The sequence below is a fragment of the Streptomyces sparsogenes genome, assembly GCF_001704635.1.
GTDB classification, from domain to species: Bacteria; Actinomycetota; Actinomycetes; order Streptomycetales; family Streptomycetaceae; genus Streptomyces; species Streptomyces sparsogenes.
On the sequence record NZ_MAXF01000157.1, the window covers coordinates 61296 to 75927 of the forward strand.

The 14632-nt window shown below is 71.5% G+C and carries 14 protein-coding genes and 1 pseudogene; 8 read left to right on the forward strand and 7 right to left on the reverse strand.

From position 1 onward, the window contains the following. Positions 1-28 precede the first annotated feature (28 nt). The 3 genes from BBH68_RS31790 to BBH68_RS42310 all read left to right on the forward strand — a co-directional run bounded on the left by BBH68_RS31790 (position 29) and on the right by BBH68_RS42310 (position 2434). Entirely contained in the window at positions 29-991 is a 963-nt protein-coding gene (locus BBH68_RS31790; protein ID WP_065967192.1) for a zinc-dependent alcohol dehydrogenase family protein, read from the forward strand. An 82-nt stretch (positions 992-1073) separates the two neighbouring features. Beyond that, positions 1074-2270, forward strand: coding sequence for a bifunctional glutamate N-acetyltransferase/amino-acid acetyltransferase ArgJ (gene argJ, locus BBH68_RS31795; protein WP_065967193.1), 1197 nt, complete (start codon positions 1074-1076; stop codon positions 2268-2270). After that, positions 2267-2434, forward strand: a complete 168-nt coding sequence (locus BBH68_RS42310) for a hypothetical protein (RefSeq protein ID WP_158080351.1) — start codon at positions 2267-2269, stop codon at positions 2432-2434. The genes argJ and BBH68_RS42310 overlap by 4 nt, the downstream gene beginning before the upstream one ends. Positions 2435-2567: 133 nt before the next feature. On the opposite strand, the gene BBH68_RS31800 is transcribed toward BBH68_RS42310, so the two are convergent. The 4 genes from BBH68_RS31800 to BBH68_RS31815 all read right to left on the reverse strand — a co-directional run bounded on the left by BBH68_RS31800 (position 2568) and on the right by BBH68_RS31815 (position 7378). After that, positions 2568-3086, reverse strand: a complete 519-nt coding sequence (locus BBH68_RS31800) for a universal stress protein (protein ID WP_065967194.1) — start codon at positions 3084-3086, stop codon at positions 2568-2570. Between the two features lie 5 nt (positions 3087-3091). Next, positions 3092-4348, reverse strand: a complete 1257-nt coding sequence (locus tag BBH68_RS31805) for an SLC13 family permease (protein WP_065967195.1) — start codon at positions 4346-4348, stop codon at positions 3092-3094. A gap of 205 nt (positions 4349-4553) precedes the next feature. Next, positions 4554-5762 carry a PP2C family protein-serine/threonine phosphatase gene (locus BBH68_RS31810; protein ID WP_065967209.1) on the reverse strand — a complete coding sequence of 403 codons (1209 nt, stop codon included), beginning with the start codon at positions 5760-5762 and terminating at the stop codon, positions 4554-4556. Between the two features lie 365 nt (positions 5763-6127). After that, positions 6128-7378 carry an MFS transporter gene (locus tag BBH68_RS31815; RefSeq protein WP_079151330.1) on the reverse strand — a complete coding sequence of 417 codons (1251 nt, stop codon included), beginning with the start codon at positions 7376-7378 and terminating at the stop codon, positions 6128-6130. 47 nt (positions 7379-7425) lie between these two features. Between BBH68_RS31815 and BBH68_RS44350 the strand changes: the two are divergent. Both BBH68_RS44350 and BBH68_RS42810 read left to right on the forward strand, forming a co-directional pair. Continuing rightward, positions 7426-8088: pseudogene (locus BBH68_RS44350) on the forward strand (GntR family transcriptional regulator); the annotation flags it as partial. A gap of 95 nt (positions 8089-8183) precedes the next feature. Further along, positions 8184-8861 carry an aminotransferase-like domain-containing protein gene (locus tag BBH68_RS42810; RefSeq protein ID WP_211301863.1) on the forward strand — a complete coding sequence of 226 codons (678 nt, stop codon included), beginning with the start codon at positions 8184-8186 and terminating at the stop codon, positions 8859-8861. A gap of 82 nt (positions 8862-8943) precedes the next feature. On the opposite strand, the gene BBH68_RS31825 is transcribed toward BBH68_RS42810, so the two are convergent. After that, positions 8944-9468 carry a hypothetical protein gene (locus BBH68_RS31825; RefSeq protein WP_065967196.1) on the reverse strand — a complete coding sequence of 175 codons (525 nt, stop codon included), beginning with the start codon at positions 9466-9468 and terminating at the stop codon, positions 8944-8946. 186 nt (positions 9469-9654) lie between these two features. Between BBH68_RS31825 and BBH68_RS31830 the strand changes: the two genes are divergently transcribed. Further along, positions 9655-10296: an ATP-grasp domain-containing protein gene (locus tag BBH68_RS31830; protein WP_065967197.1), complete on the forward strand. Its 642-nt coding sequence runs from the start codon at positions 9655-9657 to the stop codon at positions 10294-10296. A 192-nt stretch (positions 10297-10488) separates the two neighbouring features. On the opposite strand, the gene BBH68_RS31835 is transcribed toward BBH68_RS31830, so the two are convergent. After that, positions 10489-11148: a maltokinase N-terminal cap-like domain-containing protein gene (locus tag BBH68_RS31835; protein ID WP_065967198.1), complete on the reverse strand. Its 660-nt coding sequence runs from the start codon at positions 11146-11148 to the stop codon at positions 10489-10491. Between the two features lie 566 nt (positions 11149-11714). On the opposite strand from BBH68_RS31835, the gene BBH68_RS31840 reads away from it, so the two are divergent. Then, positions 11715-12383: a class I SAM-dependent methyltransferase gene (locus BBH68_RS31840; protein ID WP_065967214.1), complete on the forward strand. Its 669-nt coding sequence runs from the start codon at positions 11715-11717 to the stop codon at positions 12381-12383. Positions 12384-12435: 52 nt separating this feature from the next. Here BBH68_RS31840 and rox read toward each other — a convergent pair whose 3' ends face one another. Next, positions 12436-13872, reverse strand: coding sequence for a rifampin monooxygenase (rox, locus tag BBH68_RS31845; protein ID WP_065967200.1), 1437 nt, complete (start codon positions 13870-13872; stop codon positions 12436-12438). Positions 13873-14150: 278 nt separating this feature from the next. Here rox and BBH68_RS31850 point away from each other — a divergent pair. Beyond that, a partial coding sequence (locus BBH68_RS31850) for an FAD-dependent oxidoreductase (RefSeq protein ID WP_141713101.1) occupies positions 14151-14632 on the forward strand: 482 nt, incomplete at its 3' end.

Consider the following 14632-nt stretch of genomic DNA (forward strand, 5'->3'; position numbering starts at 1 on the left):
CGTCCCTCCACCGACCCGAGGAGCCAAGATGAAAGCCGTCGTGATCAGGACGTTCGGAGACCCCGATGGCCTGGAGGTCGTCGATCTGCCCGTGCCCGTTCCTGCCCCGGGGCAGGTGCGGATCGCCACGGAGGCGATCGGGGTAGGCGGGGTGGACGCCGTGATCCGCCGGGGAACGCTTGCCGCCCACGGCTTCCGGGAGGGCCATCTCCTCGGCAGCGAGGTCGCGGGGATCGTCACCGCGGTGGGAGAGGGCGTCGACGCCTCGTGGGTCGGGCGGCGGGTGTGGGCGTTCACCGGCCTGTCCGGTGGGTATGCCGAGCAGGCCGTCGCCGCGGTCCAGGACGTCCTTGCGCTGCCCGACGGCCTGACCGGCACCGACGCGGTGACCCTCGGCGGCTCCGGCGTGGTCGCCCACTACGCCCTCGACCGTGCCCGTTTCACGCCCGGTGAGACGGTGCTCGTGCGCGGGGCGGCGGGCAGCATCGGAATCACGGCGATCCAGCTCGCGGCCAGGAACGGCGCCGGCGCCGTGGCCGTCACCACCTCGTCCGCGGAGCGAGGCGCCCGCCTGCGAGACCTGGGCGCGACCCACACCCTTGACCGCTCCGGCGAAAGCGGCCCGGACACACCGGCGGGCTTCGACATCGTGATCGATGTCGTGGCAGGTCCTCAGCTTCCTCTCTTCCTGGACAAGCTGAACCCCAACGGGCGGTATGTGGCTGTCGGCGTGGTCGGGGGGCAGCCACCGGCAGACTTCGGCATGCGGCTCGTGGACGCCTTCCGCAGGTCGTGGTCGTTCGCCACTTTCAGCTCCGACACCGTGCCCTGCCCCGACCGGCAGGCCGTGCGGACCTCCCAGTTCGCCGACGCCGCGCACGGGGACCTGCGCACGGTCGTGCACGAGGTGTTGCCCCTGGACCAGGCGGTACTGGCCCACCACGAGATGGACGCGGGGAACGTCTTCGGCCGGATTGTGCTGACGCCGTGAGCCCGGCAAAGGGGGTGGACTGGGTTCGGGGGCGCTCGAAAGTGGATGGACAGTCCACCGCGGAGGTGCAAATATATGCCGCATGATGCATGATCATGCACTGTCGGGAGAATCTGGCCCCTGGGCGTGGCCGATCGGATTCCGTGCCTGCACAGGGCACGGCGGACTGCGCGAGCACGGTGACGACATCTCCATCGTCGCCTCGGAACGGCCGGCCACCAGCGCCGCCATGTTCACCCGGAGCCTCTTCGCGGGCCCGGCCGTAGTCCTCAGTCGTGCCCATGCCGCGGGGCAGAACCTGCGTGCCGTGACGACGCTGGCGCAGAACGCGAACGTCGCCACCGGGCGTCAGGGCGAGGAGAACGCCGCCGAGGTCGTCCGCCGCGTCGCCGGGGTTCTGGGCGTCCCGGAGAACGAGGTACTCATCGGCTCCACCGGGGTCATCGGGCGCCCACTGCCGATGGGCACCATCCGTGCGCACTTCGACGGGACCGCCGAACGCGGCCTCGCGGCGTTCACGGCCGGACCGCAGGATGTGGCCCGCGCGATGATGACCACCGACACCCGCCCCAAGACCGCCGTACGGACCGTCGGGCACGCCCGCATCGTGGGCGTCGCCAAAGGTGTCGGCATGCTGGAACCCAATATGGCCACCATGCTTGCCTACGTGTTCACCGACGCGGCCCTGTCCCCGACCGACCTGGACAGAGCATTGCGCGGAGCGGTGAACCGCACGTTCAACTGCCTGAGCGTGGACACGGACACCTCCACCTCCGACACTGTTGCGGTCATCGCCAACGGCGCCGCAGGACCGGTCGATCCGGCGCGGTTCTCCGAAGCCCTCGACGACCTGTGCCTGGACCTCACGCAGCAACTGGCCCGTGACGGCGAAGGCGCCACCAAGCTCCTGCGCGTCACAGTCGGCCAGGCCGGCGACTACAGCCAGGCCAAACGCATCGCCAAGAGCGTGGTGAACTCCCCGCTGGTCAAGACCGCCGTCCACGGCGCCGACCCCAACTGGGGGCGGGTGGTGATGGCCATCGGCAAGAACACCGACGACACCGACATCGCGCCGGGCGACGTCACCGTGAGATTCGGCGACATCGAGGTGTACCCCGACGAGCCCGAGGCCGACACCCTCGGCAAACTCGTCGGCATCATGAGCCAGGACGAGGTCGACATCGTCATCACGCTGGGTCTCGGGGAGGCGGAAGCCACGGTCTACGGCTGCGACCTGTCCGCCGGCTACATCCGTATCAACGCGGACTACACGACATGACCGGGCCCCACCACGGCGACGGCTCCCTGCGCGCCGCCCTGGACGCGCTGACCGAACGCTTCGACCTCGCGGGCTTGGGGGTCACGGAACATGCCCCACCCACCGACTCGGCCGGCAGTGACCACGTCCTCCCATGGATCCTCGGCGGCATGGCTTTCCGGTAGCGACAGCCTGTGCCGTTTCAGCCACCGTCTTCCGCCGCACCCGGGCCGACACCGCTGAGCTGACTTCCCGAGGCAGCTCGACCGACGTGATCTGGGCCCGCATCTGATCACGGTACCCGCTCGGCGCCTGCTGCTACCGGTGATGTGGCGGGTGCGGAGGTGGTGGCGGGTGGGGTGGCGGGTGCGGGATGGTGGCGATGTCGGGTGCGGCCTCAGGCCACACCAGCAGCACCGGGCACGGAGCGTGGTCGACGATGAAGCGGGTGGCCGGCCCCAAGCTGTGCGGCCCGAGGCGGGTGCGGTCGCCGTCGCGGGCGAGAACGAGCAGGTCCGCGCCCTCGGCGGCGGCGACGACCTCCCGTTCGACACGGCCGGTGCGCTCGACACGGGTACACGGGCGGCCCAGACGCCGCGCGGCGTCAGCGAGAAGCTGGTCGGCGGAAACGGCAGCCAGGTGCTCCACTCTCGTGCCGGGGTCGCGTTCGGGGTGACCGCGGCCGAGCAGGCCGGCGAACGCGCCGTGCGCCGCGCCCGGGACGTCGGCCGGGGTGACGTGGAGCAGCACGATCTCCGCGTCCTCGGGTGCGTGAGTGCGGGCGGCGTCAACGACGGCGGGCCAGGTGCCCTCGGTGATCCAGGCGGTGACGTGCATGGCGATCAGCCTCCGATGAGGGTCAGCGAGGTCCACAGTGCCACCGCCGACAGCACCAGAGCGGCGGGCACGGTGCACAGACCGAGCCGCGTGAACTCCCCGAGCCCGACCTCACTGTCGTGTTCGTGCACGATGCGCCGCCACAGCAGCGTGGCCAGGGAACCGGCGTAGGTGAGGTTGGGGCCGATGTTCACACCGAGCAGCACCGCCAGCACCGCGCCCGGCCCGGACGGCGCGGTCAGCGGCAGCAGCACCAGTACGGCGGGCAGATTGTTGATGACGTTGGCCAGCACCGCGGCCAGCACCGCGATGCCCAGCAGGGCCGCGAGGCCCGTGCCGCCGGGAACCAGGTGCCCCAGCCCGGTCGCGAGCCCGTTGTCGACCACCGCACGGACCACGATGCCCAGGGCCAGGACGAAGACGAGGAACGGCACCGCCGCGGCGCGTGCGACGGCCCTGGGCGTGGTACGGCGCTGGGCCAGCGCCCGCACGGCGAGCACGCCGGCGCCGGCGAAGGCCGCCCAGGCGGGGTTGATCCCCACCGCCGAGGTGACGACGAACCCGGCCAGCGTGCACGCCACCGTGACCAGCGCGAACACTGGCAGCTCGCGCGGCTCGGCAGCGGGCGGGGCCTGGGCCCCGGCGCCGAGGTCGGTGGCGAAGAATTGGCGGAAGACCACGTACTCGCAGGCGATCGCCACCAGCCAGGGCAGCACCATCAAAGCGGCGAACCGGGTGAAGCTCAGCCCGCTGGCGGCGAACGCCAGAAGGTTCGTGAGGTTGGAGACCGGCAGCAGCAGCGACGCGGTGTTCGACAGATGGGTGCATGCGTAGATGTGCGGCTTCGGTCGGGCGCCGAGCCGCGCGGCGGTGGCGAACACCACCGGCGTGAGCAACACGATCGTGGCGTCCAGACTGAGCACCGCGGTGATCACCGACGCAGCCGCGAACACCTGCACCAGCAACCGGCGCGGGCGGCCCGCCGCGCTACGCGCCATCCACGCCCCGCACGCGTGGAACAGGCCCTCGTCATCGCACAGCTGGGCGAGGACCAGGACCGCCGCGAGGAACCCGATCACCGGCCCGAGCCGCTCCGCCTCCTCCCGGGCGTGCCCCAGCGAGACCGCCCCGGTGGCGATCACCACGCCCGCAGCCGGCACCGCGACGACCGCCTCCGGCCACCCGAACGGACGAATGACAGCGCACGCCAGCACCGCCAGAAGCAGAACGACGGAGACAACCTCCGCCACAGATGAACTCACCAGCAGAATTCTTCTCCCGACCGCCCGACGCGGCAACGACAGCTCTCCACGGCACGGCAGGGCATCAGGCCGCCGGACGGCCGACCCGGGCCCCGCGGTAGTCCCCGGTCAGGGAGAACCGCTCCTGCCCGGGACCGGGTGCCCCCCAGCAACCCAGCACCCCGGCGCCTGCCGCTCGACGACCGCAGCGAGAGGGTGGCCCGCGTTACTGGGGCTGCGGGCGCCATTCGAAGAGCAGGATGGTCGCGTCGTCCCGCAGCCGGTTGCGCTGGTAGTCGAGGATGGCGTGGATGAGCAGCCGCAGTACCTCGGCCGGGCGCTCGCCGGCGGCGTTGGAGCGGATGATGAAGTCGGTGAACCGGTCGAGGCCGAACTCCGCACCGTCCGCGTCGCGGGCTTCCACGACACCGTCGGTGTACAGCAGGACGCAGTCACCCGGTTCCAGCTTCGTCTCGTGGACCTGCCGGGTGGCCGGGGCGAGTGGGCCGGCCAGGCCGATCGGCGGTTGCGGGGGGCTGTCCAGCGCTCCGGCGAGCACGCGCTCGTCACGGACCAGCAGCGGTGGGGGGTGACCGCAGTTGACCCAGTGCAGCACCCCGGTCTCCGCGTAGAGTCGGCACAGTACGCCGGTGCAGAAGTGGTCGGGCAACCACTGGGCCAGCGCCTGATCGACGGAGCCGACGACGTCCGCCAGGTCGCCACCGCCGCGGCGGGCGTTGCGCGCCGCGGCCATGGCGACCGATGTGGTCAGGCCGGCGATCAGATTGTGACCCATGCCATCGAGGATCATGGTGTGCAGCTCGTTCTTGGCCACCGAGTGGTCGAAGGCGTCGCCGGCGATGCCGTACGCCGGTTCGAGAACCGCCGTGGAGACGCACCTGCTGCTGCCGATGGTGCGCGGCGGCAGGAAGGTCCGCAGCATCTCGGCGGGCAACCCCATGGTCGCGGTGCGGGTGCGGGCGGCGAGCCAGTCACTGTAGGCGCGCTTCGAGGAGATCATCATGGCGGACAGACAGGCCAGCATCCGGCTGCGGCGCATCAGCACCCCGTCGAGCGAGGCGGTGCGCACCGCCAGCACGCCCAGCCGTTCCGCACCGTCGACCAGAGGCATCCAGACGATCAAGCCCTCATCGGCATCGACCACCCTCGGGGAGACCGTGCGGTACGCCCAGCCGGCCGACGAGTGGTCCACCGACAGCGGCTCCAACGCTTCGCCGAGTGGAATGAGCAGCCGTTGTTGCAGGTCGACGAGGTAGATCAGCGCGGTGCCCAGGCCGAGGGCCGAGGCGCATTGGTCGGCCAGGGCAGGCAGTTCGACCGGCAGGGCCGTTTGTGCCTCAGTGATCAGCTGTTCCAGCCGATTCTCGTCGACGGCGAGGCCGGGATGGGCGGGCGCGTGTGATGGGTCCGACACGGGGATCACCCCTTCCCTGCCCAGTCTCACACTGATCCCGTCCTCTGTGACGTGTGCGACGGGCCAGCCGAGCGGGGTCGCACGTGCCTCAGCGCCGCGGAGCTGGTGCCCCGGTAGGTGTGCTGGGCGCCGTATCCGTCGCCATACGTTCAGGTCCGGCCTCGCGCACCGTAGCGAGATGCCCGGCCCGAGGCACGCCGAGATCGTCCCACTCGTAAGGGATGACGTGCTCGTCATGGCTGTGGACATGGACCGTCGGTTCCAGCTCCGGATCCTCATCGCCGCGGGTCCACCCCGGCAAGGCCGACGGGGCACGCAGCGCGGGGTCGGAGACGGCCCCGGGCCTTCCCCCATCGGCCGGCGGGTTACGCTCTTGACCGCCTGTCACGCACCGCCGGTGCCAAGGCGCCCATCATCAGCACCCCCGTGAGCGCGAACCCCCACGCATACCCCGTGTGCGCTGCGAGCAGGCCGAAGCCTGCGGCGCCCACTCCCATGCCGCCGTCGTAGGCGAGGTTCCACAGTGCGGAGACCGTGCCGTACGACGGGCGGGAGACGCGGCTGTACATGAGGGTGAGGGTGGCGTTCTGGACGATGCCGAAGCCGGTGCCGAAGACCGCCGCGCCCATCAGTACGGCGACCGGGCCGGCAGTGGCCGCCAGCATCGACAGCCCCGCCGCCGACGCGAGCAGACCCGGGGTTACCAGCCGCGCGGAGCCCCGGCGGTCGCCGTACCGGCCCGCCAGCCAGCGGGCCACGGTGGAAGCGGTGCTCTGGACCAGCAGCGCCGCCGTCGCGACACCTGCCGATGCGCGCGGGACGGCCAGCGGCACGAACGTCACCAGGATCCCGGCGGCGACCGCGGTGGCGGAGAACACCAACGCGGGACGCCGCAGCCCCGCGGCACGCACGGCGGCCACCATGCCGAGTGCTTCGGCATCGGCACTCGTGCCTTCAGTTCCGTGGGTCTTCGGCGGCTGCGTCTCCCGGAGTCCCGGGACGGTCGGGATCGCCGCCAGGGCCGCCAGGCCCGCGGCCATGGTGACCGTGGTGTAGCCGAGGTGTCCGGACATCCAGACCCCCAACGGCAGGGTGACGAGCGAGGGCACACCACCCACCAGGCCGACCAGGGCCAGTCCCTCGCCTCGGCGCTCGGCGGGGATCAGCGCCGCGGTCAGGGCGCCGCCGGCGACCATCGTGAGACCGAACCCGAGGCCGCGCACCAGGCACACCGACGCGGTCCAGGCAGCGCCGTCGTCGAGGGGCAGGGCGAGCGCGGGGGCGCCCAGCAGGAACAACCCCGCCGCCAGCGGTCCCCGGTGGCCGTACCGGCCGACGATCCGGGGCCCGGCCAGCTCGCCGAGCACCGTGGACAGCATGAGCGCGCCCGTCGCGAGGCCCGCCGCACCGCGGCCGACGTGCGTGGGGACCGCCGACAGCAACAGGAAGAAGCTCACCGTCACAGCCACCACGCTCACGAACCGCAGCAGCAGGGCGCGGCTCAGCAGGGGCGGCCGCGTCGGGGCGGTGCCCGTCGCGGCGCTGACCGTCGCGGCGGTGGAATCCGGGGCGATGGGGTCCGGGGCGGAGTTCGCGGTCGGGTCAGGAGGAGTCATGCCGTTGACGCTAGGGAGCGACCGGCTCACCGGTAAGATCCAATTTCATGCCTGTGCAGTGGACCGGTCTGTCGCCCGAGCTGCTGCTGGCCATCGACCGGAGCAGCGGTGAGCAACTGCGTGTCCAATTGGAACGGCAGCTGCGGGACGCGATCCGCGGCGGCCGCCTCGCCGTGGACGAACGCCTCCCCTCCTCGCGGGAACTGGCCCGCTCCCTCGGCCTGTCCCGCGGCCTGGTCCAGGACGCCTACGCCCAGTTGCAGGCCGAGGGCTACTTGGTCACCCGCGTGGGCTCGGCCACCCGTGTCGCTGCCTGCGCACCCGCCGCCCCCGTCGAGCCGTCGGCCGAGCGCCCTCCGCAGCCCACGCGTCTGATCGCCGACTTCCGGCACGGCGTGCCCGACTTGGCCTCCTTCCCGCGTGCCGACTGGCTGTGGGCGGTCCGCGAGGCGGCCCGCCGGATGCCGACCGCCGACCTCGGCTACGGGGATCCGCGCGGCAGCCGGGAGCTGCGCACGGTCGTCACCGCCTATGTGCGCCGGATCCGCGCGGCCGCCGCCGAACCGGACCGCACCCTCATCTGCTCCGGCTACGCCCAGGGGCTGGCCCTCGCCCTCCAGGCGCTGGCCCGCGGCGGGGTCCGTGCCGTCGCCCACGAGGATCCCGGCAGTCCCGCTACGGTGAGCGCGGCCATCCTCGCGGCGGGCCTCACCCCGGTCCCCGTCCCGGTCGACGCGCACGGGGTCGATGTGGCGGCCCTGGAGGCGACCGGCGCTCGCGCGGTGGTCGTCACCCCCGCCCACCAGTGGCCACCGGCGTCCTCCTCGCCCCTGAACGCCGGCACGCGCTGCTCGCCTGGGCCCGGCGCCGCGACGCGTATGTCATCGAGGACGACTACGACGCCGAGTTCCGCTACGACCGGGAGCCGGTCGGCGCTCTCCAAGGCCTCGCGGCCGACCGGGTGGTCTCGATCGGCACCGTCAGCAAGTCCCTGGCCCCTGCCCTGCGCATCGGCTGGCTGCTGAGCCCCCCGGCGCTCACCGCGCCACTCACCGAGGCGAAACGGATCGCGGACCGAGGCACGCCCACCCTCGATCAGCTGGCCCTGGCCCGGCTGATCGAATCAGGCCGCTACGACCGCCACCTGCGCCGTATGCGCACCCTGTACGGGGCGCGCTGCAGGACACTGCGAGCCGCCCTCGCCGAGCATGCCCCAAAGGTGCGTCTGACCGGCCTCGCGGCGGGGTTCCACGCCGTGGCCCACCTGCCGGACGGAGCGGACGAATCGGCGGTCATCGCCGCGGCGCGGGCCCGGCGCGTCGGTCTGTACGGTATGAGCGCGTGCCGTGCCTCGGGCGATTCCGAGCCGCCTCGACTCGTGCTCGGCTTCGGTGACGTTCCCGAGCGGGCCATCGCGGAGGGGATCGGGGCGGTCGGTGACCTGCTCGGCCACGGCCGGGGGTCGAAAGGCACCAGCATCTGACCGCGCCTCGAGCGTCGGGGGGCGGAGGCCCTGTGCCTTGCTCTCGTCCCGCAGAGTCAGGCGGCGAGGGTCGGCGCGGGGGTCAGTGTCCCAGAGCGGCCTTGGCGGTCACGATGACGAGGCCGAGTAGCAGGTTGACGGCGCCCTCGGCGACCGCCATGCGGCGGGTCGCGCCCGCGCTGATCGCGCCGAGGGTCGCCCAGGTGACCTGTTGGGCAATAGCGACGGCGAGCACCAGCCAGGTCGTGCCGGACAGGCTCAGGCCGAGCACCGGGCTGAGCGCCGCCGCCACCGCGGGCAGTACGGCCGCCTCCACGATGGGCCATTCGCGCCGGGCCACGCGCCGTACCTCCCGGCGGTCGATCGGCCTGCCGACGATCCGTTCCCCGGCGACGTGCGCGTACACGTGCGCTGCCCAGAAGACCACGCCCGTAACCAGCAGCAGCACGATCAGCTGAAGCCGCGGGAAGTCGCCGGCCGTGCCGGCGGTGACCACGACCGATGCGGCGAGTAGCGAACCGTAGACCGCACCCGCGTAGTCCGTCCGACGAGTGCGGGCCCGCTCTTGGCGCGCGGGTCGCCCCGCCGGGGCCGGAGAACTGCTCACCGAACCAACATAGGCGCCGATACCGGATACTCCCGTGAACGGCGCCGACCGCTCGGGTGCCCACCCTGGCGGAGCAGCCACTTCGCGAGTCCCGGATCTCTAGTAGGGGGCTCGCGTGACATCACGGTACTGCGGGGCGAGGACGACCTCATCGAGTTCACCCGCCGCGCCTGGCGCGAGGACCTCATGGTGGAGGAGTTCGTCGAGGGACGGATGTACCACATCGACGCGGTGCTGGCCGACGGCTACCGCTTCGTGGCGTCCTCACGGTACCTGCACAGCTTTCTGGGCGTGTTCTCCGGGCAGAACAACGGTTCGCTCCAGCTGCGTCCCGACGACCCCTTCGCCCGCAGGCTGGAGGCGTTCTTCGATCGAGCGCTGGAGGCCTTCGACACCCCGGAGGCCGGCGCCTACCACCTGGAGGTGTTCCACACCCCCGAGGACGAGCTGGTGCTGTGTGAGATCGCGTCGCGCGTGGGCGGAGACCGTATCCCCGCGCTCACCCGGGCCACTTACGGCGTCGACCTCCACGCCGTGTCCCTGCGTCTGATGTGCGGCCTGCCCGTGACTCCTCCGCCGGCCGCCCTCCCGGCCGAGGTGCATGGCTCGGTATCCATCCTGCCGCAGGGCCGTCCGGTGCGGATACCCGGCAGGCCGCCCTTCCCGTGGGTGCGCCATTACGAGGTCAACGATCAGGCCGGGCCCGACGCGGTGACCCTGCACAGCGCGTCCCATCTGTGCTTCGTCATCGTCGCCGGAGCCGATACCGCCGAGGTGGAGCGGCGCCTGTTCGAGGCGGAGGACTGGCTGATGGTCAACCTCGACTGACGCGGCGCACGCCAGGGTGGCCCTCAACGGGCTCCCGGCGCGGCGTTGGCCGCCCGGGGCCCTCACGCATGTCCGGGCTGTTCTGGCGGGCTGCGCCCGGATGTCCCCGGGCCTGTCCCCGGAACGTTCGGGTTCAGGCGGAAGGGGCGTGGGGCCGGAAGACGGCGCCGAGGCCGGGGAGGCCGCCGGTGTTCACGAGCCGGGGTGCAGGACGGCGAACAGCCCGCCGGCGCGGGTGCCGTCCGGCAGCTGCCAGACACCGCCGACATGGCCGATGGCCCCTTCGGGAAGGGCCGACGCGCCGTCCGGGGCGGGCCTCAGGACCCGGTGCACACGGAGGGTCGCGCCATCCGGTGCGGTCAGCCCGGTGCCCTCGGAGTCGTCGGTGACAGGGGCCGTGGCCTCCTCCGACGCCAGGCCCGCACCGGCGTAGGAGCGGGTGACCTCCCGGTCGACGGCGTCGGAGATGCTCTGCGCCTGAGCCTGCACCCGCCCCTCGATCAGGGCCCACAACTGGGCCACCAGCACCGGGTCATGGCAGCCGTCATAGGCCCAGCGGCGTCCCAGCACGCCGTGCTCCATGGTCCCCACGAGGGCGTGCTCCGCCCCGTCGAGCGGCGCACCGCGATAGGTCAACGGCACCAGGTAGCTGACCGGCTCCGCACCGGCGGCGTCGGTGACCACCATGAACTCGATTCCCACCGCGCCCCGCGGGTCGTCCAGCCGGAAGCCTCCCGCCTTCGCCAGCCTGGGTTCATCGGCGCCGCCCCCGTACCACGGGCGCGAGGGCAGCCAGGAGGTGAGCAGTTCCAGCTTGGTCGGCTTGAGGGTGGTGCGGTGGATGATGGCCATGCCGATGTGTCCTCACCAAACTCGATGCGCTGATACGTGGTTCGATCATGCCGTACTTCTTCCACCTCCCACTGGCGCGCCCCTCCCCCGCCGCACGACGCCGAAGGGCGCCGCCCGACACGACCGGCGGCCTCCGATGGCGTCGAGCAGTCGACATCGACAGTCAGTCGGTGCCGAGAAGCTCGACAGGCAGGGGAACCCGGCCACGGCATCGGGCAGGAGGGCAACCCCCTGCCGGCCGGGGGCGACGCCTTCGTGATGCGGGTGCCCGGGCGCTCCGACCCCTCGCCGTCGGCGCGGGCCGCGTATCACCTGGGCCTGCTTCACGGTGAGGATGGCGACACCGGGGAGAGCCTGCGCCGGCTGCGCCCGGCCGCCGGGGCTCGGGCCGTTCGAACCCCATCCTCACTACGTGCCGGACAGCGCGGCGAAGCCGACCGATCCGACCCACGCGCTGCCGCGGCCCTCCACACGCGGCGCCTGCCGCCCGCTCGCCGGCGTGTGGAGTGATCCTCGGTGTTCCTGCCCGCACGCTGCTCGCCGCCGCGCAGTCGTATCGTTGGCTGATGCGCGCACACCCCATTGACCGCCCGACCGATCTCGATGTGGTCCGTGAGTCCTATGACCGAGTGGCCGACAACTATGCCCACATGGTGGAGACGACGGGAATGGGCGACATCCGTCGCCATCCCTGGCTGAAGGCGTCGATCGACGCGTTCGCTGACACCGTGAGAGGGCTCGGGCCTGTCCTCGACGTCGGCTGCGGACCCGGAACGGTGACCGCCTACCTCGCCGAACGCGGACTCGACGTGTCCGGGGTGGACCTCTCCCCTCGCATGATCGAGAACGCACGCCGTCTTCATCCGCAATGCCGCTTCAGCGTCGCCTCCGCCACCGACCTCGAGCTTGGCGAGGCGTCCCTTGGCGGCGTGCTCGGGTGGTGGTCACTGTTCAACCTCCCCCGAGATGTCCTTCCGCAGGTTCTCGCCCTGTTCGCGCGCGTCCTGAAGCCAGGCGGACACTTCATCACCGCGACCCACGTCGGGGACGAAGACGTGGTGCGCACCGAGGCCTACGGGGGTGTGCCCGTTCGGTGGACGACACACAAGTGGCGGCCGGAACCACTCGTGGACCTGATCGAGCAGGCCGGACTGCGTCCGGTCGCCGAACTCCGGCTCCCCGCGGATGAGCAGAGCGGGCCGGGCCTGGTGGTCATGGCCAAGCGCCCCGGCTGAGGACCCGCTGGACGGTGGGGTTCGGTGCCGGGGGCTGGTTGCTCAGGCGACATCAGTTGGCGGGGTTGCCGAACCAGCGGGAGAGGTGGTCGTCCAGGTCCTCCTGATCGTCGCCGACCCAGGCGACGTGGCCGTCGGGGCGTAGCAGGGCGCATGGAGCATCCAGTGCGGCGGTGGGATCCGCGAGGTGATCGACCCGGTCCGACCAGCCGCCGACGGTCAGGCGTCCGGTGCGGTCCAGCAGCAGTCCGCGGCCGCGGTGCAGCAGGTCGTAGAGGCGGCCCTGTTTCACGTCGATGTCGGGCAGGCGGCGGCCGAGCAGATCGGGGCCTTCGCCGAAGTCGTAGCGGATGCCGGTCGCGGTGATCTTCTCGATCAGGTAGCGGTTCACCTCGTCGAAGTCCATCAGTTCGGTGAGCAGCCTGCGCACGGCCTGCGGGCCCGGTTCGGTGGACAGCAGTTCCATCTGGGCGCGGGTGTTGTCGAGCACGTCCTCGGCGACCGGATGGCGTTCGGCCTGGTAGGTGTCCAGCAGTGTTTCCGGCGCCCAGCCGCGGATCTGTGCGGCCAGTTTCCAGCCGAGGTTGAATGCGTCCTGAACCCCCAGGTTGAGGCCCTGGCCGCCGGTGGGGGGATGGATGTGTGCCGCGTCGCCGGCCAGCAGCACCCGCCCGACCCGATAATGTTCGGCCAGCCGGGTGGCATCCCCGAAGCGGGACAACCAGCGCGGTGAGTGCACGCCGAAATCGGTTCCGGCGATAGCGCGCAGGTGTTGTTTGAAATCCTCGAGGGTGGGCGGTTCCGCGCGATCGCTGACTCCCGCGACGGGGACGACGACGCGATGGACCCCTGCGCCGAAGGGCCTGAGACTGAAAATCCTGTTGGTCTCCTGGATTTCGGCCACCTTGGCGGCGATCTCCTCCTGCGGCGCACCCACGTGCATCTCGCCCATCAGCGTCTCGTTCCGCGAGGGCTCGCCGGGGAAGCCGACGCCGAGCAGTTTGCGCACCGTACTGCGCCCGCCGTCACAGCCGACGAGATAGCGCGAACGCAGTTGTTCGCCGTCGGCTTGCTCGACGGTCACACCCTCGTCGTCCTGCTCGAAACCGGCCACCGCACAACCGCGCCGGACCTGCGCGCCCAGGTGGATCGCATGCTCTTCGAGCAGGCGAACGACGACCGGCTGCGGGATGCCCAGCAGATAGGCGTGCGTGGAATCCAGGCCCTTGGGCGCGGGTTTGGCGATGGCGGCGAAGAATCCGCCGGCCGGACGCTGTCTTCCGTGGTGGAGCATGCGATCCAGCAGTCCGCGCATTGCCATCAGCTCGATACTGCGGATGTGCAGACCGACTAGGCGGGCGGACGAAACGGGCTCGGTTTCCTTCTCCAGAACGAGTACCCGCACATCGTGCAGCCGGAGTTCGGCGGCCAGCATCGCGCCGGTCGGCCCGCACCCGGCAATGATCACGTCCCACTGCGGAGAGTCCATAGGTGTTGCCTTTCGGGAGTGCCTTGTTGTCGAGGCGCTCCCGGCGACACCTACGTCAATCGCCGGCCGTGACGGGAAGGGGGAGCACCCACGTCGATACAGCGTTCATGGGTCTCACCTCCTCGGGCGGTGTCACGGTCCCCTGCAAGCTACAAGCCCCGGCATCACCTCGTCCAATGCTTTCCCCGAGCGGGCCGGCGGCTCCGACCGGTCCCCCACCGTGATGGTCACGCCGCACGGTTGCGATTCACCGTAATGAAGCAATACGGTGTATCGCCATGAGACACCGCATCGCAGTGGTCGGGGGCGGCCCTGCCGGACTTGCCTTCGCCCGCGTCCTGCACCGCCATGGTTACCCCGTCGCCGTCCTCGAACGCGATCCCGCCCCCGACTCCCGCCCCCCGGGCGGCACGCTGGACCTGCACGAAGGGCTGGGCCAACTCGCGCTGGACAAGGCGGGGCTGCTGGCGGAGTTCCAGGCGCTGTCTCGTCGCGAGGGGCAGGCCATGCGCATCCTGGCCACGGACGGGACCGTCCTGCGCGACTGGCGACCCCGCCCGGATGACCAGGCCAATCCCGAGATCGACCGCGGGCAACTCCGTGACCTGCTGCTCGGCCCTCTCGACGTCCGATGGGGGCAGGGCGTGACGCGGGTGGTGCCGGGGACCCGGGATGGCGCGACGGTCCATTTCGCGGACGGGCGACAGGAGACCTTCGACCTCGTGGTCGGCGCGGACGGCGCCTGGTCCCGGACCCGCCC